Source organism: Deinococcus koreensis (genome assembly GCF_002901445.1).
Taxonomy (GTDB): domain Bacteria; phylum Deinococcota; class Deinococci; order Deinococcales; family Deinococcaceae; genus Deinococcus; species Deinococcus koreensis.
This window is the reverse complement of sequence record NZ_PPPD01000002.1, coordinates 28,612-50,553: the sequence shown is the minus strand read 5'-3', so window position 1 is coordinate 50,553 and position 21,942 is coordinate 28,612. Positions and strand designations below refer to the sequence as shown.

General features: G+C 71.3%; 21 protein-coding genes. 9 read left to right on the top strand and 12 right to left on the bottom strand.

Going from position 1 to position 21,942, the window contains the following annotated elements:
* The 11 genes from CVO96_RS16845 to CVO96_RS16795 form a co-directional block, all read right to left on the bottom strand.
* Positions 1 to 696, bottom strand: coding sequence for a histidine phosphatase family protein (locus CVO96_RS16845; RefSeq protein ID WP_103313620.1), 696 nt, complete (start codon positions 694 to 696; stop codon positions 1 to 3).
* Complete coding sequence (locus CVO96_RS16840) at positions 689 to 1,813, bottom strand: phosphotransferase family protein (protein WP_103313619.1); 1,125 nt, start codon at positions 1,811 to 1,813, stop codon at positions 689 to 691. The genes CVO96_RS16845 and CVO96_RS16840 overlap by 8 nt, the downstream gene beginning before the upstream one ends.
* Positions 1,810 to 2,604, bottom strand: a complete 795-nt coding sequence (locus CVO96_RS16835; RefSeq protein WP_103313618.1) for an SDR family oxidoreductase — start codon at positions 2,602 to 2,604, stop codon at positions 1,810 to 1,812. Before CVO96_RS16835 ends, CVO96_RS16840 begins: the two co-directional genes overlap by 4 nt.
* 202 nt (positions 2,605 to 2,806) lie before the next feature.
* Positions 2,807 to 3,214 (bottom strand): type II toxin-antitoxin system VapC family toxin, encoded by a 408-nt coding sequence (locus tag CVO96_RS16830; protein ID WP_165795403.1) that lies wholly within the window; start codon positions 3,212 to 3,214, stop codon positions 2,807 to 2,809.
* Between the two features lie 2 nt (positions 3,215 to 3,216).
* Positions 3,217 to 3,561, bottom strand: a complete 345-nt coding sequence (locus CVO96_RS16825) for an AbrB/MazE/SpoVT family DNA-binding domain-containing protein (RefSeq protein WP_103313616.1) — start codon at positions 3,559 to 3,561, stop codon at positions 3,217 to 3,219.
* A gap of 37 nt (positions 3,562 to 3,598) precedes the next feature.
* Entirely contained in the window at positions 3,599 to 4,840 is a 1,242-nt protein-coding gene (locus CVO96_RS16820) for an acyl-CoA dehydrogenase family protein (RefSeq protein WP_103313615.1), read from the bottom strand.
* Positions 4,837 to 5,181 carry a hypothetical protein gene (locus CVO96_RS16815; RefSeq protein ID WP_103313614.1) on the bottom strand — a complete coding sequence of 115 codons (345 nt, stop codon included), beginning with the start codon at positions 5,179 to 5,181 and terminating at the stop codon, positions 4,837 to 4,839. Before CVO96_RS16815 ends, CVO96_RS16820 begins: the two co-directional genes overlap by 4 nt.
* Positions 5,178 to 6,302 (bottom strand): SMP-30/gluconolactonase/LRE family protein, encoded by a 1,125-nt coding sequence (locus CVO96_RS16810; protein WP_243398477.1) that lies wholly within the window; start codon positions 6,300 to 6,302, stop codon positions 5,178 to 5,180. Before CVO96_RS16810 ends, CVO96_RS16815 begins: the two co-directional genes overlap by 4 nt.
* Positions 6,299 to 6,748: a MaoC family dehydratase gene (locus CVO96_RS16805; protein WP_103313613.1), complete on the bottom strand. Its 450-nt coding sequence runs from the start codon at positions 6,746 to 6,748 to the stop codon at positions 6,299 to 6,301. Before CVO96_RS16805 ends, CVO96_RS16810 begins: the two co-directional genes overlap by 4 nt.
* The gene (locus CVO96_RS16800) at positions 6,748 to 7,197 is read right to left on the bottom strand and encodes a PaaI family thioesterase (protein WP_103313612.1); all 450 of its coding nucleotides are present in this window, start codon (positions 7,195 to 7,197) and stop codon (positions 6,748 to 6,750) included. Before CVO96_RS16800 ends, CVO96_RS16805 begins: the two co-directional genes overlap by 1 nt.
* A complete protein-coding gene (locus tag CVO96_RS16795; RefSeq protein WP_103313611.1) occupies positions 7,194 to 7,970 on the bottom strand; it encodes an SDR family oxidoreductase in 777 nt (258 codons plus the stop codon). The genes CVO96_RS16800 and CVO96_RS16795 overlap by 4 nt, the downstream gene beginning before the upstream one ends.
* A 209-nt stretch (positions 7,971 to 8,179) precedes the next feature.
* On the opposite strand from CVO96_RS16795, the gene CVO96_RS16790 reads away from it, so the two are divergent.
* The 9 genes from CVO96_RS16790 to CVO96_RS16750 all read left to right on the top strand — a co-directional run bounded on the left by CVO96_RS16790 (position 8,180) and on the right by CVO96_RS16750 (position 20,076).
* The gene (locus tag CVO96_RS16790; RefSeq protein WP_103313610.1) at positions 8,180 to 9,013 is read left to right on the top strand and encodes an MHYT domain-containing protein; all 834 of its coding nucleotides are present in this window, start codon (positions 8,180 to 8,182) and stop codon (positions 9,011 to 9,013) included.
* 122 nt (positions 9,014 to 9,135) lie between these two features.
* A complete protein-coding gene (locus tag CVO96_RS16785; RefSeq protein WP_103313609.1) occupies positions 9,136 to 9,498 on the top strand; it encodes a response regulator in 363 nt (120 codons plus the stop codon).
* An 8-nt stretch (positions 9,499 to 9,506) separates the two neighbouring features.
* Positions 9,507 to 9,920 (top strand): chemotaxis protein CheW, encoded by a 414-nt coding sequence (locus CVO96_RS16780; RefSeq protein ID WP_165795402.1) that lies wholly within the window; start codon positions 9,507 to 9,509, stop codon positions 9,918 to 9,920.
* A gap of 146 nt (positions 9,921 to 10,066) precedes the next feature.
* Entirely contained in the window at positions 10,067 to 11,347 is a 1,281-nt protein-coding gene (locus CVO96_RS16775) for an ABC transporter substrate-binding protein (RefSeq protein ID WP_103313607.1), read from the top strand.
* A 90-nt stretch (positions 11,348 to 11,437) separates the two neighbouring features.
* Positions 11,438 to 13,312 carry a methyl-accepting chemotaxis protein gene (locus CVO96_RS16770; RefSeq protein WP_165795401.1) on the top strand — a complete coding sequence of 625 codons (1,875 nt, stop codon included), beginning with the start codon at positions 11,438 to 11,440 and terminating at the stop codon, positions 13,310 to 13,312.
* 63 nt (positions 13,313 to 13,375) lie between these two features.
* Entirely contained in the window at positions 13,376 to 15,613 is a 2,238-nt protein-coding gene (locus CVO96_RS21485) for a methyl-accepting chemotaxis protein (protein WP_279327020.1), read from the top strand.
* A gap of 11 nt (positions 15,614 to 15,624) precedes the next feature.
* The gene (locus CVO96_RS16760) at positions 15,625 to 18,507 is read left to right on the top strand and encodes a hybrid sensor histidine kinase/response regulator (RefSeq protein ID WP_243398476.1); all 2,883 of its coding nucleotides are present in this window, start codon (positions 15,625 to 15,627) and stop codon (positions 18,505 to 18,507) included.
* Positions 18,504 to 19,247 carry a DUF4388 domain-containing protein gene (locus CVO96_RS16755; RefSeq protein ID WP_103313604.1) on the top strand — a complete coding sequence of 248 codons (744 nt, stop codon included), beginning with the start codon at positions 18,504 to 18,506 and terminating at the stop codon, positions 19,245 to 19,247. Before CVO96_RS16760 ends, CVO96_RS16755 begins: the two co-directional genes overlap by 4 nt.
* Before the next feature lie 7 nt (positions 19,248 to 19,254).
* Positions 19,255 to 20,076 (top strand): response regulator, encoded by an 822-nt coding sequence (locus CVO96_RS16750; RefSeq protein ID WP_165795400.1) that lies wholly within the window; start codon positions 19,255 to 19,257, stop codon positions 20,074 to 20,076.
* Between the two features lie 56 nt (positions 20,077 to 20,132).
* Here CVO96_RS16750 and CVO96_RS16745 read toward each other — a convergent pair whose 3' ends face one another.
* On the bottom strand, positions 20,133 to 21,929 hold the full coding sequence (locus tag CVO96_RS16745) for an acyl-CoA dehydrogenase (RefSeq protein ID WP_103313602.1): 1,797 nt from the start codon (positions 21,927 to 21,929) through the stop codon (positions 20,133 to 20,135).
* Positions 21,930 to 21,942 lie beyond the last annotated feature (13 nt).

Here is a 21,942-nt window from a genome sequence, read left to right as displayed (position 1 = left end):
TCAGCGCCAGGAGCGCAGCTCAGGGCTCAGGTGATGGATCTCGTTGAAGGAGTCCAGGCTGAGCCGCCCGCCGCCGAAGGTCAGCCGCGTGACGCTGCCGTTCTTCACACGCCAGTTCAGCGCCAGGGCCGAGGCGCCGGGGGCGTCCAGGGCCAGGGCGACCATGAGGCCGATCACGCCGCCACTCGTGAAGGCCAGCACGGTGGAACCGGAGGGCAGGCGCAGGAGATCGGCCAGGGCCGAGCGCACCCGTCCCTGGAAGTCGGCCCAGCCCTCGACCTCCGGGTGGGTCAGGGTGCCGGCCTGCCACGCGGCCGCCAGCGCTTCGAGGTACTTCTGGAAGGCCCGGTTGCGCTCCGGGCCGCCGCGCTGGGCGGCGAAGGCTTCGCTCAGCGCGGCGAGGGCCGGGTCACGCTCCGCCAGTAGCGGCGCGAGCGTCCGCACCAGCCCGTCGCCGTCGTATTCCGACAGGCGGGGGTCGAGGGTCGGCGCGGGCCAGTCGGGGGCGGCGGCCAGTTCCGCCGTGCGCCGCTGACGCACCAGAGACCCGTGCAGGACGTGGGTCGGGCGAACCCCCTGGGCGGCCAGGGCCTCCCCCACCGCGCGGGCCTGCGCCTCGCCCAGTGGGGAGAGCTGATCCGTGTCGGCCTGGAAGGGGGTCGCCTGACCGTGGCGCACCAGGATCAGCTCACTCAAGCGTGCCCCCGCTCTGCCCGTCTTCCCCCGAACTAGTGCCCTGTTCACTGATGCGCCGCCACGCCTCACCGATCAGCCAGGTCGCCTGTCCGGCCAGGGGCGCGAAGCGGGGGTCACTGGTCTGCCCCGCGCGGTAGCGGGCGAAGATCTGCAGCACGATCACGGCGAGCTTGAAATGGCCCAGCACCTCATACCAGGGCAGGCTGCTCGTCACGTGACGAGCAGTGCGCTCCTCGTAGCGGGCCACCAGTTCGTCACGGCTCAGGAAGCCCGCCGAGGCCGCGCCCACGCGGTTCGGCGCGCCGCCCGGCAGCTCGGGCATCGTCCAGTAGGTCAGGGTCAGCCCCAGATCGACCAGCGGGTCGCCCACGGTGGTCATCTCCCAGTCGAGCAGCGCGGTGACCTGGCCCGGATCGGCCGGGTCGAGCATCAGGTTGTCGAGCTTGAAATCGTTGTGCACCAGGGTGTGGGCACTCTCGGGGGGTGTGTGCGCCTCTAGCCAGGCGATCACCAGCTCGTCGCGCAGCTGCGCCGGGGGCGGCAGGTCGCCCGTGTCCTTCAGCGCCTCGCGCGCCCGGCGCCAGCGGCCCGCCCAGCCCGCCACCTGCCGGGCATTGAAACCCTCCGGTTTGCCGAGGTCGCGCAGGCCCGCCGCATCGATATCCACCGCGTGCAGGTCGGCCAGGGTGTCGATCAGGGCCATGGACAGCCGCCGGGGGGCGTCGGGGAGGGCGGCGTACTCGCCCGGCAGCCGTGTCCTGACCACCACGCCCTTTCTCCGCTCCATCAGATAGAAGGGCGAGCCGATCACGCTCTCATCCTCCACGACCAGCACGGGCCGAGGGGCCACCGGCAGGGCGGGGTGGATCTTCTCCAGCAACCTCGCCTCGCGGGCCATGTCGTGCGCGCCCTTCGCCACCGGCCCCAGCGGCGCCCGACGCAGCACGTACTCCTGCTCGCCCAGCCGCAGGAGGTAGGTCAGGTTGGAGAAGCCGCCCGGGAACTGCTCGACGCTGAGGGCGTCCACGTCGCCCGCCACGCGGCCCCGCAGGGCCTCCCGCAGGGCCTCCAGCGGCAGCTCCTCACCGGGCCGCACGGGCGCGGTGTCGCCGGTCATGGCCGGGCGCCCCCGGGAAACGGGGCGTGGCCCTCCAGCAGCGCCATCGCCTTGCTCCGCAGATGGCGCATCTTGCCGATCCACCCGTCATAGTCGTTCGCCTTGTTCTGAAACGACTTCAGGGTGGTGGGGTGGGTCGTGATCAGGAAGCCGTCCGCGCGCAGCACCTCCAGCGTCCTCTCGACCAGCTCGTCTGTGCTGATGGCCGTCTGCTGCAGGATCGGCGCGTTCTGGATCATCGGCGTCCAGACGCCTTCGGGGCACAGGCAGGCCACCTTGATGCCCCTCTCGCCGTAGGTGATCGCCAGCCACTCGGCGAAGGCCAGCGCCGCGTGCTTCGTCACCGCGTAGGGGGCGGAGTGCAGCTCGGTGAGCAGGCCCGCCGCCGAGGCAGTGTTGAGCAGGTAGCCCTCGCCTCTTTCCAGCATGTGCGGCAGCAGGTGGCGGGCCGCCCAGACGTGGCTCATCACGTTCACGCGGTGGATCAGATCCCACTGCTTGTCGGGCGTCTCTGGCCCCTCGCCGATGGCGATGCCGGCGTTCGAGCAGAAGAGGTCGATGCGGCCCTCCTGCGCCAGCACGTCGTCGATCAGGCCCCTCACGCCTTCCTCCTGCCCGATATCGGCCGCGAAGAAGCGGGCCCCGATCTCACCCGCTTTCTGCGCCCCGACCTCGGCGTTGCGGTCGGAGGCGATCACGACCGCGCCCTCCTGCACGAAGCGGGAGGCCAGCGCGAGGCCGATGCCCGAGGCAGCGCCGGTGACGACGATGATCTTGTCCTTGAATTTCATGGGTGAACTCCTTGTGTTGCTGGCCCGCGGCAGCTGGGTGGATGGCGGACGAGGCGATTGTGCATCTGGATTGTCGGCGGGCCTCGGAGGTCACAGTCCCGCGCAGGGGTAGCCGGTTGCGATGGAACGGTTGGCCCTCAACTTCGCAGCTCTGGGCTCCTCAGTGGCCTGCGGCTGTGGCGTGTCCGGCTGTCCACCGCTATTACGAGTCGTCCTGCCCGGCGACCAGCACCGTCAACTCGGTGAACGACCGGTAATCGCGGGCGTTGAGCGTGCACAGGGCGTAGCCGTTGACCTCCGCGTGGGCGCCGATCAGGTAATCGGTAAGCACACGCCGGGGCGCTCCCCCTCCTGATCGGCGCTGGCGAAGGGCGTGCTCACGGTGCAGCAGGGCCACCCGCCGCCAGACCGCCTGATCCAGCGTCCAGTCGATCTCGATGCCCTGCTGGCTCAGCCACCCTTCGGCTCCGGGATCACGGGGGCTGAGTTCGACCACCACCGGGCCACAGACCATGACGCGGTCGAGCCTGTCCAACAGGGTGGCCACCTGTGGGGCCGTGGGCTCCTGAAACCGCAACGACAGGATGACGTTGGTATCCAGGCAGGTCACCATCACAACTGCTCGCGCCCCATAAGAAGGTCACTGATCCGGACGACGCGCTTCGGGCCACCCCCCCCGCTCTGCAGTGCCTCCCGGTCGCCGGGGCCATGCCGAAGGCTGCTGACATACTCGTCCGCGGTCATGCCCTCCGGATCCAGCGTGCCGATCGCCTCGTGAAAACTGCGTCTGGCCCTCCGCTGGGGCTGGAGGATGACCGTCTCGCCCTCTTCGATGAAATTGAGGATGCTGCCCTCTTGCAGGTTCAGCCGGTCTCGGACGGCTTTGGGAATGGTCACCTGACCTTTGCTGGTCACCTTCGCCTGATGCACACCGGGTTCAGCCGTCTTGGGTGTCATTCCTTACTTTACTCCTTACTTCGCTTCGGGGAGTGAGTTACGCTGAGCGGGATCCCCCCACGCCCTGCCGCCCGATCTCCACCTTCGCCACCGTCTCGGCGTGCACGATGTCCGGGCCGTCCGCGAGGCGCAGGGTGCGGGCCTGGGCGTACATCATCGCCAGCGGCGTGTCCTGGCTGACCCCCGCGCCGCCGTAGACCTGGATGGCGCGGTCGATGACCCGCAGCGCCACATTGGGCGCCACGACCTTGATGGCGGCGATCTGCCCGCGCGCCGCCTTGTTGCCCACGGTGTCCATCATGTGCGCGGCGTTCATGGTGAGCAGCCGGGCCTGATCAATCTCCATGCGGCTCTCGGCGATGGCCTCGCGGACGTGCTGATGGCCCAGCAGTGTCTTGCCGAAGGCGACCCTCTGCGAGGCGCGCTGCACCATCAGTTCCAGCGCCCGCTCAGCCTGTCCGATCAGCCGCATGCAGTGGTGGATACGGCCCGGCCCCAGGCGGCCCTGCGCGATCTCGAAGCCCCGACCCTCGCCCAGCAGCATATTGGTGGCGGGCACGCGCACGTCCTTGAAACCCATCTGCGCGTGACCGTGCGGGGCGTCGTCGTAGCCGAAGACCGTCAACATGCGCTCTTTGGTCACCCCAGGCGCGTCCAGCGGCACCAGGATCATGCTCTGCTGCAGATGCCGCTCGGCCTGTGGTTCGGTCTTGCCCATGAAGATGGAGATGACGCAGCGGGGGTCGCCGGCGCCGCTCGTCCACCACTTCTCGCCGTTGATGACGTAGTCCTCGCCGTCCCGGGTGATGCTGGACTGGATGTTGGTGGCGTCGCTGGAGGCCACGTCGGGCTCGGTCATCGAGAAAGCCGAGCGGATCTCGCCGTTCAGGAGCGGAATGAGCCACTGCTCCTGCTGCTCGGGCGTGCCGTAGCGCGAGAGCACCTCCATGTTGCCGGTGTCGGGCGCCGAGCAGTTGAAGACCTCGGGCGCCCACCACACGCGGCCCATGATCTCGCACAGCCCGGCGTATTCCAGGTTGCTCAGGCCCGCGCCGTACTTCCCGTCCCGGCTGCTGGCGGGCGGCAGGAAGAGGTTCCAGAGCCCGGCCTCCTGCGCCCTGGGCTTGAGTTCGTCGATCAGCGGCAGGTGCTGCCAGCGGTCGCCGGTATTGATCTGGCGGGCGATCTCGGCCTCGTTGGGGTAGATGTGCTCGGCCATGAAGGCACTGAGGCGCTCACGCAGATCCGTGGAGCGGGGGGACACGTCGAATACGGTCATAGGGGTTCCTCCTCGGGGGTCAGGGGGCGAAACGAGGCCCGGTCGCTCTCGATGCTGACGAGCACGGTGCGGTAGCCCAGGTTCCCCTCGCGGCGCAGGATCAGCTTGAGGGACAGGAGACGCTCCAGCACGGCCTCGGCCTCCTCCAGCAGCGCGGGCGAGGGGTTGCGGGCCAGGCGCCCGGTCAGCAGGGCCTCCTGGTTGAACAGCTCGCGGTAGGGCGCGAAGGCGGGCGTGGCCTGGAAGTCGGCATGGATGGCCAGGGCGTCCGAACCGCTCACCGTCAGCGTGCCCAGCACCTCTCCCTCGCGCTCCAGGGTGTAGACGGTGCCGGGGATCACGCGCGCTCCCCGCGCACCTGGGAGAGCGGAATGCGCGCCACGGTGGGCTGGTGCAGGGAGCTGAGCAGCAAATCTCCGCCGTGCGGCAGCACCTGGGTGATGTACGAATAGGTGCCGGGGCCGCCCCCCGTCGCGTAGGCCACGACCTGCCCCTGGTCGTCCAGCGCCACCAGCAGCGCTTCCTCCTTGAGCGGCAGCTTCACGTGGGCCAGCAGCCGGGCGACGAGGTCTCGCAGCCACGGCAGCCGGGCGGTGGCGTCCAGCAGCGGCGTGCGGCGGCTGGGCAGCGCGACCCAGTACGTGCCCTGGCCGTCGGCACGGATGTTGTCCGGGTAGCCCGGCAGGTTGGCCACGAAGACGTCCCAGACGCCGGCCTGCGGGCCCGAGAGCCACAGGCGGTGGATGCACGCCGCGCCCGTCTCGGTGACCAGCAGGGCCGAGCCGTCTGCGGTGAGCGTCACGCCGTTGGGGAAGTTCAGGCCGCTGCGCAGCACGGTCGTCTCGCCGCCCTGCAGGTCGTGGCGCAGCACCCGGCCGTGCCCGCCATGTTCCAGCAGGTCGAGCAGTTCGTCGGGCCAGCGGTAGCGGCTGCTGGCGTCGGTGAAGTAGACATAGCGGCCCTGGGAGTCGATATCCAGGTCGTCGGTGAAACCCAGGGGCAGGCCCTGGGCGCTGTCTGCCAGCACCGTGACGGTGGCCAGCCTGCCCACCTCGCCGCCCGGCGTGCAGCGCAGCAGGCCCTTCAGGGCGTCGGCCACCAGCAGGTCGCCGTCCGGGTGCAGCCTCAGGCCCAGCGGCCGCCCGCCCGTGTCGGCGAAGGGCTCGGGGCGCGTACCGTCCGGCGCGAAGCGGTAGACCATGCCGCCGTCGAAGCTGGCATAGACGCGGCCCTGGGCGTCCACGGCGGTCGATTCCGGCGCCCGGCGACCCGGCACGGGGTCGAAGAGGCTGGCCCCCTCCAGCCGGCCGTTGTCGGCGTAGGGGCCGGAGTCGGCCGGCGGCGCGGGCGGGAGGCCGGCCCAGGCGCGGGCCTGGATGGGAGCCGGGGTGCGCCGCAGCCACGCCAGACCGGCCAGCCCACCGAGGGCCCCCAGGCCCAGCAGCAGCCGGGCGGGCCTCACAGGTACACCCGGAACACGCTCTCGGCGGTGCAGGCAGGTTTGGCTTCGCCCTCAATCTCCACCGTGTTCGCCACCGTGATCTGCACGAAACCGGCGCCGGGCTCGGCCGCCTGCAGCACGGCCCGGTTCCTCAGGCGCGCTCCGGCCCGCACGGGGGTGATGAAGCGCACCCGGTTCAGGCCGTAGTTCACGACCAGGCGGGCGCCCTCGATCTCGGGCGAGCCGCCGCGCGACATGAACTCGCCGGCGAGCAGCGAGAGGGTCAGGAAACCGTGGGCGATGGTGGTGCCGAAGGGGCCGCTCAGCGCGCGCTCAGGATCGACGTGGATGAACTGGTGATCCCCGGTGGCGTGCGCGAAGGCGTCGATGCGCGCCTGATCCACCTCGACCCACCCGGAGAGCGCGACCTCCCGGCCGAGGTGCGAGGGCAGGGCCTCGGGCCGCATCAGGGCTCCCGGCCCACGGGGGCCACGGTGGCCAGCGCCGTGGCGACCAGGGTGTCCTGACCGCTCTGGCTGGCGTACACGTCGGCGCGCACGACCACCTGACGCCTGCCGGCGCGCAGCACCTCGCCGCGTGCCCAGAGGGTCTCGCCCCGCGCCGCGCTCAGGAAGTTGATCTTGTACTCGGTGGTCACCACGTCGCCGGCCACGCTGGCGGCGGCCCAGGCGCTCACGGTGTCGGCCAGGTAGCCCAGCACGGCGCCGTGGGCCTGCCCGTGGTGCTGGGTCAGATCCGGGCGCAGGTCGAGTTCGATCTCCACGCGCCCGGCCGCGAAGTGGCGCAGGCGGGTGCCCAGGGCGCTGGTGTAGGCGCTGCCGTGGATGCCGCGCCGGACGAGCTCCCGGGCGCCGGGGCTGTCCAGGCCGTTCCCGCCGGTCAGGTCACCCGTCATACGGAGGTGATGCCGCCGTCGACGGCGATGTTCTGGCCGGTGATGTACGCGCTGGCGCCCGAGCACAGCAGCAGCGCGAGGCCCTTCAGGTCGGCGTCCGTGCCCAGGCGGCGCATGGGCGTGTGCTCCAGGATGGCCTGCTCGCCGTAGGCCAGCGTGCCCTTGGTCATCTTGGTGGGAAAGTAGCCGGGGCAGATGGCGTTCACCGTGATGCCCTTGTCGGCCATCTCGGCCGCCAGGGCGCGGGTGAAGTTCACCACCGCCCCCTTGGAGGTGTTGTAGGCCAGCGTGGCGGCCATGCGCGGGTCGTTGCCCCGCAGCCCCGCCACGGACGCGATGTTCACGACGCGGCCCCGGCCACGCGGCAGCATCGAGCGGCGCAGCACCGACTGCGTGATCAGGAAGAGGCCGTTCACGTTGACGTTCATGACCTTCATCCAGGCGTCCAGCGGGTGATCCACGGTGGGCGCGCCCCAGGTGGCGCCGGCATTGTTGACCAGGATGTCGATGGGGCCGACCTCCTGCACGATGCGCTCCACCACGGGGTCGATGGTGTCCGGGGCGCCCAGGTCGCCCGCGTAGACGTGGGCCGTGATTCCCAGAGACCGCAGATGGGCCTGCGCCTCGTCCAGCTCGTGCTGCTTGCGGGCGGTGAGCACCACGGTGGCGCCGTATTCGCCCAGGGCCTCGGCGATCTGCAGCCCCAGGCCGCGCGAGCCGCCGGTGATGAGGGCGGTCTGGCCGCTCAGGTCGAAGAGTTCCTTCAATGACATGGGGAGTCCTCCAGGGAGTGGAACGAGTGGGCTGAGGGGCTCAGCATAGGGCGGAGTGTACGTGGACGTCAATTTTAAACGTCGGCGGACATTCCGGGGTGCCGGCGACCGCATGTCGGGGGGGGCTTTGTGAAAAACTTGGAATTCGCCCTCCAGGTCGGCAAATTGTAAGAAAGATGTGGGCTGACCCAGCCTAGGGTCAGTTCATCATGGAACATGCCCACCTGAGTCAGACCTGGAACTTCGGCTACGTCGGCCTGTCGTACGTCATCGCCACCCTCACCTCGTTCGTGTCGCTGGAACTGGCGGCGCGCGCCGGCCGCCAGCGCGCGATCGGCTCCACCCACTTCTGGCTGGTCGCCCAGGCGCTGCTGCTGGGCTACGGCATCTGGGCCATGCACTTTGTCGGCATGATGGCCCTGCAGGTCAACTCGCCGTCGGGCTTCAAGGTGCCCCTGACCATCTTCTCGGGCGTGGCGGCCGCGCTGCTGGTGTATCCGGCGCTGCGGATCCTGCACGCCGGCCCCCTGAGTGCGGGCCGTCTGAGCGCGGCGGGCGTGATCGCCGGTTCGGGCATCGTGATCATGCACTACTCGGGCATGGCGGCCTACCAGCTGCCCGGAACGGTCGTCACGGTGCTGTGGGGGCCGCTGGTGGCCTCGGTGGCGATCGCTGTGGGCGCCAGCATGGTGGCCCTGTTCCTCTTCAAACAGCTCGCCAGCGACTGGGCGCAGCACCAGCGCCGCTCGATGCTGCTGGGCGCCAAGGTGCTGGCCGCCCTGGTGATGGGCGTGGCAATCACCGGGATGCACTACACCGGCATGGCGGCGCTGCGCTACACGGCCGATCCGCAGGCCACGCTGCAGACCATCACCACCTTCGCGGGCGCCAACCACAGCCTGCTGGCCCTGATGATCGGCATCGTGTCGTTCCTGCTGATCGGCCTGGCCATCGCCACCATCGCCATGGACGCCTCGGGCAGCCGCGACGCGGCGGACGAGCTGGAGGCGGGCGCTGGACTGGAGCCGGTGGCCGCCGACTGAGCCCTACTGTCCTGTGCCCCTGAGTCGGCCCTGCGCCCACGCCTGAACCCGCACCGAGCTCGCCCCGAGCCGGCATCCCCCACCCCGTCCCCCATTTCCTGATCCTGTTCCCGGAGGAACCCATGGCCCGCGTCCTGATTGTTGATGATTCCCAAGCCGACCTGAAATTTCTCGAAGCCGCCCTGCTGCCGGGCCGCCACACCGTGACCGCCGTGAGCGACCCGGCCGAGGTCGAGGCGGCAGCGCTGCGCGAGCGTCCCGAACTCGTGATGATCGACGTGGTCATGCCGGGCCGCAGCGGCTACGACGTGGCCCGCGCCCTGAAGCGCCTCCCCGAGCTGGCGGATCTGAAGGTCATCTTCGTGTCCAGCAAGGGCAACGACAGCGACGTCAAATGGGGCCTGCGCCAGGGCGCCGTGGACTACGTGGTCAAGCCGTACACCCCCGAGCAGGTGCTGGGCATCGTGTCCCGGCACGTGAGCTGAGGATCGGCGTGGCGCGTGCCCTGGTGTTCGGTCTGGCGGGCCTCCAGCTGGCCCTGACCGAGCAGGACTGCGAGGTGATGCCGCGGGCCCCGGTCACGCGCCTGCCGCAGGCCGACCCGCTGCTGCTCGGGCTGAGCGCCGTGCACGGCCGGGCGGTGCCGCTGGTCAACCTGGCGCGCCTGCTGGATCGGCCCACCGCCGAGGCCGAGCTGATGATCGTGATCCGCCTGGGCCAGGAGTCGGTCGCCTTACCCGCCGACGTCGTGTACGGCCTGACCGACCTGCCACCCCATACCCCGGGGGCGGGCCTGCTGGGAGACGCCCTCGCTCTGGCGGCTCCCGAGCCGCTGCCGGCCACGGCCCAGCCCCTTTCCCTCCAGCCGCTGCTCGGCGCCCTGCGGGCCCATCTGGAGCGGGTCTAGCTCCCGCCGCGGCGGCCCAGTACCAGTCCAGTACCCATGCCCTGAACCAGTATCCAAAGCCCGTGCCCAGGGCCCTGGCTCCCCCTCCATCGCCTCCCGGCCCCGCCATCTCCCTGAACCCCGTTCCCCGAAGGAGACCCACCACGATGACACACTGGACCCCCACTCCCCCACTGCCGACGCGCCGCACTGTCCAGCGTCTGGCGGCGCTGGCGCTGCTGGGATGGCCGGCCCTGCAGGCCGCCGCCCCGGCCGCCGGGCCCGGCCCCATCCGCGTGGGCATGAGCGCCGCGTTCACCGGCGCGTCGGCCGGGCTGGGCACCGAGTACTACCGCGGCGCCCGGGCGCTGATCGACGAGGTCAACGCCACGGGCGGGGTGGGCGGGCGCCGGATCGAACTGATCGCCCTGGACGACGCCTATCAGCCGGAGAAGACCATCGAGAACACCATCCAGCTGATCCGCAAGGAGCAGGTCTTCACGCTCTTCAACTATGTCGGCACCCCCACCCTGACGGCGGCCCTGCCGGTGCTCAAATCCTACGAGAAAGACCGGCTGGTGCTGCTGGGGAACCTGACCGGCGCCCAGATCCAGCGCGACCTGCTGTACGGAAAGTCCGTGTTCAACGTGCGCGCGTCCTACCGCCAGGAGATGGAGGCCATGGTCGACCGCCTCTGGGCGATGGGCATCCGCAAATTCGGCGTCTTCTACCAGATCGACGCCTACGGGCGCAGCGGCACCGACGCCGTCGCCCGGGCCCTCGCCGCGCGGGGTGGCCGCATCAAGGCCGAGGCGACCTACCGGCGCGGCGCCAAGTTCGGCGACGACATGAGCAGCGCGGTCAAGCACCTGCAGGCCGCCGATGTCGAGGTCGTGCTGTGCACCGGCGCCTACGCCGGCATCGGCGCCTTCGTGCGCTCGGCCCGCGACGGCGGCTTCACGGTGCCGATCACCAACCTCTCGTTCGTGAGCTCGGACAACCTGCTCTCCCTGCTGCAGGACGCCGGCAAAACGGCGGGCCGAGACTACACCCGGGCGCTGCTCAACACCCAGGTGGTGCCCACCTACGACAACGTGGCCCTGCCGGCCGTGGCCCAGTACCGCGCGCTGATGGCCAAGTGGCGCCCACAGGTGCCCGCCGCCCTGCGCGACGCGACCTACACGCCCCGCGACCTGAGCTTCGTGGGTCTGGAGGGTTTCCTGAACGCCAAGGTGCTGGTGCAGGGACTGCGCGGCACCGGCGGAAAGCTGGAGAGATCGGCCTTCTACGCCTCGCTGGAACGCCTGAGCAGCTTCGACCTCGGCACCGGCGCCCGGGTCAGCTTCACCCCCGGCCACCACCAGGGACTCGACAAGGTCTATTTCACGACCGTGAAGGGCGGCCGCTGGGTGCCCATTCAGGACTGGAACGATGCTGTCCGGCCCTGATCTGCGCGCGCCGGCACCGCAGCCCGCAGCCCCGCAGTCCCCTGAACCGCACGCCCCGGCCACACCGTTCCCCGCAGTATGGAGCCGCTCATGACGCAACACACCCCCAGCCTTCCCACCTCCCTCGTGGAGCCGGCCCCCCGCAGCGCGGACGCCGGGGCCAGCCGGCCCGACGCCGACCGCCGGGGCCGCTTCCTCGGGCTCCAGGCCAAGATCGTGATGTTCCTGCTGCTGCTGCTGATCACCCTGACGGCGCTCACGAGCGTGCTCTCGGGCGCCCGGCTGCGCGGCGCCCTGGGCGAGGAATTCGGCACCAAGGGCCGCGCCATCGCCTCCTCGCTGGCCAGCGTCATGCCCGGCTACGTCAGCACCCAGGATCTCAGCCAGCTCCAGAGCCTGATCGACGAGTACGCCAAGGTGCAGGGGGTGGCCTACGTGCTCATTCAGGACGCCGATCAGCGCACCATCGCCCACACCTTCGCGCCCTTCATCCCGGAGGAACTGCAGTCGGGGGCGGCCAGTACGGCTTCCGGCAGCACGGGCACGGCCCCCAGCAGCACAGGCACGGCCGAGCTCCGCTACCGCGACCCCGAGAGCGGCGCCCTGAGGCACGTGAGCGACCAGCGGGTGCCGGTGCTCGCCGGCCAGCTCGGCACCGTGCGGATCGGCATGGATCTCGACCTGATCGCCGCCCAGGCGCGCCAGGCCAGCACCTCGCTGGCCATCATCCTGGGTGTGGTCGGGCTCGTGGCGCTGCTGATCGCGGCGGCCTTCGCCCAGAGCATCGTGCAGCCGGTGCGGCGCCTGGCGGAGGTGGCCCGGCGCGTCGGTGAGGGGGATCTGTCGGTGCAGACGACCGGGCGCTCGAACGACGAACTGGGCGTGCTGGCGCGGTCGTTCAACACCGCCATCGTGCGCTTGCGCGGCATGGTGCAGACCGAGGCCGAGCGCGACCAGGAACGCCAGAGCCGCGAGGCGCTGCAGGCCAACGTCAGCGCCTTCCTCGACGTGACCATGGACATCGCCGAGGGCGACCTGACGCGCCGCGGCGAGGTCACCGAGGACGTGCTGGGCAACGTGGTGGACTCCATCAACCTGATGACCGAGGAGCTGGCGCAGACGCTGCGGCAGGTGCGCGGCGCCTCGGTCACCGTGACCAGCGGCTCGCAGGCCATGCTCCAGACGACGGCGCAGATCGAGGAGGGCACCCAGGCCACCACCGAGCAGACGGCCCGTATCGCGCAGCAGGCGCGCGCGATCAGCCAGGAGATCGGGCAGATGGCCGCGATCGCGCGCGCCTCGGCCGAGGCCTCGCGCCGCACGCTGGCCGCCTCGACCCAGGGGCAGCAGGCCGTGAGCGCCACCATGGAGGGCATGAACTCCATCCGCGAGTCCTCGCAGGAAGCCCAGCAGCGCATGCAGGCGCTGGCCGTGCGCTCCGAGGAGATCGGGCAGATCGTGGAGACGGTCTCGCATATCGCCTCGCAGGTCAACCTGCTCTCGCTGCACGCCTCGATCGAGGCGGCGGGGGCGGGGCCGGCGGGCACACGCTTTGCCATCGTGGCCGACGAAGTCCGCACGCTGGCCGATGAGTCGACCCTCGCCACCGCGCGCATCACGGCGCTGGTCGGGGCGCTGCGCGGCGAGATCCGCGAAGTGGCCCAGGGCATCCGGGCGAACGCCGCGCAGGTCGAGCAGGGGTACGAGATCGCCGGCACCGCGGGCGCCAGCCTGCGCGAGATCGGCGACCTGGCGGGCATCACGGCCCAGCTGGCGCAGAACATCTCCGGCGCGACCGACCGTCAGGTGAGCAGCGTGGGTGAGGTGTCGCGCGGGATGCAGGACATCGCGGCGGTGGCCAGCACCTCCCAGCTCTCCGCCGCCCGCGCCCGCGAGGCCGCGCAGCAGCTCGAACAGCTGGCGCAGACCCTGGACAGCCGCCTGGCCCACTTCCGCCTGGCCTGAGCCCACCCACCGCCGGGCACACCTGTGTCCCGGCCCACCGAGCCCACCTCAAGGAGCCTTCCGATGCTGAACCGACTGTCTGCCCCCGCCCCCACCCGGCGCACCCCGGCCGCCCGTACCCGGGCACGCCGCGCCGCCACCGGCCTGCTCGCCCAGCTGAGCGTGAGCCAGAAGCTGGCCCTGAGCGCCTTCGCCTTTGCCGTGCCGATCGCCGCCGTGATGGTGCTGGCGGTCAGCGTGCATCAGGAAAACCTGAGCTTCACCCAGCGGGAACTCGCGGGCGCCTCCCAGTTCGGCGCTTTCCAGCAGCTGCAGAGCGGAATGCGCGAGTACCTGAACTTCAAGACCGAGAGCGACCCGGCGGGCGCCCGCACCGCCGAGCAGAAGGTGCGCGCCGCCCTGGACGCCCTGACCAGCGGGGCGGGCAACCGGGGCCTCTACGAGACCCGCGCCACGTTCGAGCAGGTCGGCGCCCAGTGGGCCACCCTCCAGAAGGGTGACGTCGGCCCCGGCGGGATGCTCGCGGTCACCAACCTGACCCAGCTCGGCAAGGAAACGCTGCTGCCCGGCCTGGAGACCCTGCTGGCCGACTCCGCCCTGGCGCTCGATCCCCGCGAAACCACCTACTACGCCATTCAGAGCACGCTCTCGAAGCTTCCGGAGGTGCAGCTGCGGCTCTCGAACATGTACCTGCTCGCCGAGACGCTGGAGCGCATGCAGGGCCAGCCGGCCATCGCGTCGCTGATCGTGCCCCAGTTCCAGGAGGAGGCCATCCGTACCGGTGTGGCGCTCGACGCCGCCCTGGGCTACGCCAGTCGGGCCCAGCAGGCCGACGAGAGCCTGACCAACACGCTGGGCGCCGCGGTGAAGGATCTCGAGAGCCTCCGCCAGCTCGTGAACCTGGGCGCCGGCAGCGATCTGCGCGACTACCGCAGCCTGCAGCCCGACGCGCTCGAAGCCGCCAGCGACAAGGTGGGCGCAGCCGTTCAGGTCGGGCGCGGCGAGGTCACCCGGCTGCTGGGCGAGCGGCTGGCCCAGACGCGCACCACCATGTACACCCAGCTGGGCGTTCTGGGGCTGATCACGCTGGGCGCCGTCCTGCTGCTGGTGCTGGTCGGCCGCGCCATCTCCCGCCCGCTGACGCAGCTGGCCCGCGGCGCCCAGCGACTGGGCCGGGGCGACCTGAGCGTCCACGTGCCCGTCGACACGCGCGACGAGGTGGGCGTGGTGGCCGGGGCCTTCAACGACGCCGTAACCCAGCTGCGCGCGGGCGACGAGGTCAGCCAGGCCCGCGCTCAGGAGGCCGAGGCCCTGCAGGCCAACATCGGCCGCTTCCTCGACGTGACCATGGACATCGCCGAGGGCGACCTGACGCGGCGCGGCCTGGTCACCGAGGACGTGCTGGGCAACGTGGTGGACTCCATCAACCTGATGACCGAGGAGCTGGGCGTGGTGCTGCGCTCGGTGCAGGGGGCCTCGCAGTCGGTGCTGGGCGGCTCGAAAGCCATGCTGGGCACCACCGCCCAGATCGAGCAGGGCGCGCAGCTGACCGCCAGCGAGGCTGTGCGCGTCTCGGAGCGCGTGCAGGAGATCACCGCCGCGATCCGGGCCATGGCGCTCAGCGCGCAGTCCTCGGCCGACACCGCGCGGGCGGCGCTGCTCGCCTCGCAGCAGGGTCAGGCGGCCGTGAGCGGCACGCTGGACGGCATGCAGAACATCCGCCGCGAGGTGCAGGCGGTCGCCAAGCGCATCAAGACCCTGGGTGACCGCTCGCTGGAGATTCAGGAGATCGTGGACACCATCTCGCAGATCGCCCGGCAGACCAACCTGCTGGCGCTGAATGCCTCCATCGAGGCGGCCGGCGCGGGCGAGGCCGGCAGCCGCTTTTCCATCGTCGCCGACGAGGTGCGCAAGCTGGCCGACACCTCCTCCCAGGCCACCGCGCGCATCGCCGGGCTGATCAAGACCGTGCAGGCCGAAATTCAGGACGTGGTGGTCTCGGTCGAGGACGGCACCCGCGAGGTGGAACAGGGCTATCAGGTGGCCGGCAGCGCCGGGGAACGCCTGCGCGAGATCGGCGCCCTGGCCGAGCAGTCGGCGCAGCTGGCCGAGGAGATGGCCGAGTCGACCCGCGGTCAGGTGCAGGGCGTGGAGCAGATGAACCAGGCCGTGCAGCAGATCGCGGCCGTGGCGCAGGACTCGCAGGACTCCGCCCAGCAGGGTCGCCAGACCGCCGAAACGCTCGAGCAGCTGGCCGAGACCCTGGGACGCAGCCTGGAGCGCTTCCGGCTGCCGGCGTAAGGGTGAACACTGTGGAACGAAGTGGTCTCCTGGACAGCTTCCTGACCGAAGCCCGCACCGATCTGGCGACCCTGCGCGCAGGCGTGGAGGGCCTGCAGGGTCAGGCCCCGGAGGACGGCGACCAGGCCCGGCTTACCTCCCTGGGCGTGCTGGCCCACCGGATGCGCGGCAGTGCCGGCCTGTACGGCTTCCCGCAGCTCTCCCGCATGGCGGCGCTGCTGGAGAGGGTGCTGGACGCCCGACCGGAGCTGGGCGGCGCGCTGCGTGCCCCCTTCCTGGAGCTGCTGCACACCGCCGTCAGGGTGCTGGAGGGCGGCCTGAACCGGGCGGCGCAGGGCGAGCGCGAGAGCGATCTGGGCCTGGAATTCAGCCGCGCCGGGGGCGCCACGCAGCTCCAGACGGTGCTGCGGGCCCAGCCGCTGGCCTTCGTGCCTCGCCCCCTGCCTTCGGGGCCGCACGATGACCCGGCGCTGGATGAGACGGGGCTGGATGAGCCCGCCGAAAGGTCGGACGCGGCCGCCGACCCCGGCACGGGAGGCTCGACCCTGGAGGGCACCCTGCGCGCCTTCGTGCAGGAGCAGGGCGAGGTCTGGGAGTACTTCGCCCCGGAGGTGCGCGAGCACCTGGGCCACCTGCGAACCCAGCTCGACGAACCCCAGCCCGATCTGGACGTGATGTTCCGCGCGGCGCACACCATCAAGGGCTCCTCGTTCATGGTGGGCCTGCCGCCCCTGGGCGACTTCGCCCACCGCCTGGAGGACGTGCTGGGCGCCGCCCGCGACGGCCTGACGCGCCTGGACGCCCCGCTGCGCGAGGAACTCCGGCAGGCGGCCGATCTGGCCGACGCCCTGCTGCTGACCGCCGAGGCCCCGGCCGGCGCCCCCGGCACGCTGGGTGAGCGCATAGGCGCCCAGGCCGCCCGGCTCGCCGCGCTGGCGAGCGGGGAGGCGCCGCAGCCCGGCTCACCCGCACCCAGCGCGCCTGAGGCCGGCGCCTCCGAGTCCGCTGCCCCGGCGGCCGCTCCACAGAACGCCACCCTGCGCGTTCCAGCCCGCCAGATCGAGGGGCTGATGGATCAGATGAGCGAGCTGGTGACCTCACGCGCCCGGCTGGGCCAGGCCCTGGCGCGGCTCGACGAGCTGCAGCGCGGGATGCAGGACAGCCAGCTGCGCTTCCAGCGCATGGTGCGCGACTTCGAGGAGCGGCACCTGAACCCCGACATGCTGCGCGGCGCCGAGGGCGAGGCGCGCCCGGAGCTGGCCGGCCTCAACCCCACCGAGGGTTTCAACGAGCTGGAGCTCGATACCTACAGCGACCTGAACATCCTGGCGCGCGGGGTGACCGAGCTGAGCGCCGACTTCGCCGAGGTGCGCGGGCGCCTGAGCGCGGCCGTGGGCGAGCTGCAGGACGAACACGACGCCATGGGCAAGCTGCTGCGCCGGCTGCGCGCGGACGTGACCCGCACCAGCCGCCTGCCCTTCTCCCAGGTCACGGCGCGGCTCAGGCGCTGGGCGCGCGAGCACCAGGGTCGCCTGGAGTTCGTGACCGTGGGCGACGACCTGAAGGTCGACAGCGCCACCCTGCAGCGGCTGGGCGAACCGCTGCTCCACCTGCTCACCAACGCCCTGCACCACGGCCTGGGCAGCGCCGACCAGCGCGCCGCGGCCGGCAAGGCGGCGCGCGGCCGGGTCGAGCTGCGGGCCACGCAGCGCGGCGGCTTTCTGGAGATCACCGTGCAGGACGACGGCCAGGGCCTGGATCTGGAGGCCATCCGCGAGCGGGCCCTGGCGCGCGGGCTGCGCTCGGCCCAGGAGCTGGGCCTGATGAGTGGGGACGAGGTCGCCCGCCTGATCCTGCTGCCGGGCCTCTCCACGGCCGCGAGCCTCAGCACCGTCGCCGGGCGTGGCGTGGGCATGGACGTGGTGGCCACCACCACCCGCCAGCTCGGGGGCGAGCTGCTGATCAGCTCGGTTCCTGACGAGGGCACCGCTTTCACGCTCAGGCTGCCCACCACGCGCCGCATCATGGACATCCTGCAGGTCAGGGTCGGCGAGGTCGAGCTGGCCTTCGCGGTGAACAGCGTGCGGGCGCTGCGTGAACTGCCGGCCTCCGAGACCCGGGTCAGCGAGCACGGCTCCCTGGCGCCCTTTGAAGGCCGCTGGGTGCCGGTGGTCGACCTGCGCGCGCTGTGGGGCGTGGAGTCCCCGGGGGACACCTTCTCGCTGGTCGTGCTCTCCACGCTCTCGGGCGACGTAGCCGCGCGGGTGGACTCTTTCGGCACGATCCAGGAAAGCGCCGTGACCCCGCCGGACACGCTGCTGGGCGCGCTGGACTTCCTGTCGGGCACCGCGCTGTCGCCGTCCGGTGAGGTCTTGCCGCTGCTGGAGGCCCAGGGCCTGCTGCGGCTGGCGCGCCGCCCCGAAACCTGGCTGCGCGCGGAGGGACAGCTCGGCGCCGAGCCGCGCCGTGGCCGGCTGCTGCTGGTCGACGATTCGCTCAGCGTGCGCCGGGTGGTCGGCAACATGCTCACCCGCGCCGGCTTCGACGTGCAGACCGCCAACGACGGTCAGGACGCCCTGGAGCGGCTGCAGCAGGACGCGGGCTTCGACGCCGTGGTCAGCGACCTGGAGATGCCGCGCATGAACGGCTTCGAGCTGCTCGGGGCGCTGCGCGGCCGGCCGGCCACCGCCGCGCTGCCGGTGGTCATCATGACCACCCGGGCGGGCGAGAAGCACCAGCGGCTGGCCTTCAGCATGGGCGCCACCGACTACTTCACCAAGCCCATCAACGAGGCGCTGCTGCTGCGCCGCATGGCCAGCATCGTGGCCGCCGCCTCCACTGAGGCAGCGGACATGGCGCCGGCGGTGGGCGCCGCGTCCGGAACCCGCCCATGACCGCGCGCTCGCTGCTCACGGTGCTCAATAGTCCCGAACGCGCCGTCATGTACGGCCACCTGGCGGCGCAGGCGGGCGTGCAGGCCATCCACGCGGAGGGCGCCCTGCACGCGCTGACCCAGCTCGAACGCACGCCGGTGGACGCCATCATCTGCGACGCCCAGATGCCGGACATGACGGGGGCCGAATTCTGCTCGGTGGTGGCCGGTGATCATTCGTCGAGCCGGCTGCCGGTCTACCTCATTCCCAGCCCGCCCGACTCCGCCGACGACCACCGCTTCCTGACGCTGCCTGCCGGGCCGGAGGTGCTGGCCCGCGCTTTCCAGCACCTGGGGCTGGACTCGGCGCAGTATCCGCCGCCCATGAACAGCGCCCTGGCGCCGGAACTGGCCGGCCTGGTCGGGAGCTTCGGCCTGCCGGAGTTCCTGGGCTGGGTGGCGGAGCTGGAATTCAGCGGCCACTGGCTGGTCACCACCCGTCCCGAGGGCGGCTCGCAGCGCACCGGGCACCTGGCCATGAACGCCGGCCGGGTGGTGTACGCCGAATTCGGCGGGCTGGCGGGCAAACAGGCCATCCTCTCGCTGCTGCGCTTCATCGACCGGCACCAGGCCACCGAGTTCAGCTTCTACCGCGCCCCCGAGGTGCAGCTTCACCACGCCAGCGACTTCACGCAGTCCACAGCCCGCCTTCTCATCGAACTCGCCGTCGATCTGGATGAATCCAGCGTCCGGCATCCCTAGGAACCCCATGGCACAGATCTTTATCGTCGATGACAGCATTAGCGTCCGCAAGGCGCTCGAAATCACCTTCAAGCGCCACGCCCTGTCCAGCCTCAGCGCCGTGAGCGGCGAGGAGGCCCTGGAGACGCTCCAGAACCAGACCACGTCCTTCGACCTGCTGATGGTGGACGTGATCATGCCCGGCATGAGCGGCCTGGAACTGTGCGCCACGCTGCGCCAGCAGGCCCGCTTCCAGAGCGTGCCGGTGATCCTCATGAGCGGCAACGTCGACGACGACATCCGTCAGCAGGCGCGCGACGCCGGCGCCACCGCCGTGCTGCGCAAGCCCTTCAGCCCCGACGAGCTGATCCCGATGGTCGAGGGCCTGCTGCCGGCCCGCGCGGAAGCTGCGGCGCCCGCCCGTGCGCCGGCAGAGGAGGTTCCCACCCCCACGGCGCCTGAACCGGTGGCCCTGGCCCCGCAGGAGCCTGCCCGGCCCGAAGCGGATCCGCGCGGCCAGCCGGGCACCCCCGCCAGCCGGGCGCTGGAGGATGCCGGGCGGCTGATCAGCCACTACCAGAGCGGCGGCCACGCCGAGGCGCTGGCCCTGCTCAACGCCGAGCACCGACTGCTGGGCAACGTGGGCCAGCCCCTCGACCCCAAGCTGCTGACCTTCGCGGTCTACTTCGTGAACACGGCCCGCGTGATCGGCCAGCAGTTCATGGACGATGCCCTCCAGACGGTGACCCTGCGCTACCTGCAGCGCGACCTGATCCTGCACGTGCATCCGGAGTTCACCCTGATCGTGCTGACCCGCGCCGAAGCGGGCGGGAGCAAGGTGCTGAACTGACCCCCGGCTGAGCCGCCTGCGCCAGCCATCAGGAACGGGGAGCGCGGATCTGCCGCCTAGAACCAGTCATCCTGCATGTCCAGCGTGCTGCGGTCGGCGCTGGCCAGCAGCTCCGCCTGGGCACGCACCTTGGGCAGCTCGTGGGCCGCGAAGAAGCGCGCCGCCTGCAGTTTGCCCCGGTAGAAGGCCGCGTCGTCCCCGGTGGCCTCGGGGAGCGCCCGCGCGGCGGCCCGGGCCTGGCGCAGCCACATCCAACCCACGACCAGCTGACCCAGCATGTCCAGCGCGGCGTTGGCGTTGGCGAGGTACAGCTCCGGCCCGAGCGTGGAGGCCCGGGACGTGACCGACTGCAGGGCGTCCCGGGCCTGCCCGGCGGCGATCTCGACGGCGCGGCGGATCTCGTCGGCCACGCCGTCCCCGGCCGCGCCGTCCAGATCGGCCTGCATCCGGGCCCACAGCAGCGCCAGGCCCCGGCCCCCGGCCTGGGTCACCTTGCGGCCCAGCAGGTCGTTGCCCTGGATGCCCTCGGTGCCCTCGTGGATGGGGTTCAGGCGGTTGTCGCGGTAGTACATCTCGACCGGGTAGTCGCGGGTGTAGCCGGCGCCGCCCATGACCTGGATGGCGTCTCCCAGCGAGTCCTGCGCGTACCTGCTGGGCCAGGACTTGACCAGCGGCGTGAGCAGGTCGAGCAGCAGCGACACGTCCGCGCGCTCCGCTTCGGGGCCGGTCTGCAGGTCGTCGACCAGCGACGAGGCGTAGAGGCACAGTGCCAGCCCGCCCTCGACCACGCACTTCTGGCGCAGCAGCAGGCGGCGCACGTCCGCGTGCCCGGTGATCGGGATGGGCGGGCTGAGCGGATCGCGGCTGCCGGGCGGGCGGCCCTGGCGCCGCTCGCGGGCGTACGCCAGGCTGACCTGATAGCCCGACGAGGCCAGCATCACCGCGCCCAGCCCCACCCCGATGCGCGCCTCGTTCATCATGTGGAACATCTGCGCCAGCCCCTGTCCCGGCTCGCCCACGAGTTCGCCGATGCTCTCGCCGCCCTCGCCGAAGTTCAGCAGGGTGTTGGTGGTGCCGCGGTAGCCCATCTTGTGGTTCAGTCCGGCGAGAACCACGTGGTTGCTCTCCCCCACCCCGCCCTGCCCGTCCACCCGGAAGCGCGGCACGAGAAAGAGGCTGATGCCCCGCACACCCGCCGGCCCGCCCTGGATGCGCGCCAGCACGAGGTGGACGATGTTCTCGGTCAGCTCGTGCTCGCCGCCCGAGATCCACATCTTGCTGCCGCTCACGGCGTAGGTGCCGTCCTCCCGCGGGGTGGCGGTGGTGGTGATGTCGGCCAGCCCCGAGCCCGCCTGCGGCTCCGAGAGGGCCATGGTGCCGAACCAGCGGCCCTCGATCAGCGGCCGCATGAAGCGCCGCTGCTGCTCGGGCGAGGCGAACACCCGCTGCAGGTTGGCGTTCCCGATGGTCAGGAAGGGGTAGCCGCTGGAGCCGATGTTGGCGGCCTGGAAGTGGGCCATCACGGCCTGCATCACCACCCAGGGCAGCTGCAGGCCGCCCAGTTCCTCGTCGTGGTGGGCCGAGAAGAAGCCGGCCTCGCGGAAGGCGCGCATGGCGCCCTCTACCTCCGGCACCAGCACCACCCGGCCGCCCTGGACGTGCGGTTCGTTCAGGTCGGCCGCGCGGGCATGGTTGGCGAAGTGGCGCTCGGCCACGCTGTAGGCGAGCTTCAGCACGTCCTGATAGACCTCGCGGGAGTGGTCGGCGAAGCGGGGCCGCTCGGGCAGGCGGGCGGTGTCCAGCAGTTCGAAGAGCTGGAACTGCAGGTCGCGGCGGTTGAGCAGGGGGGCCATGGGAAAACTCCTT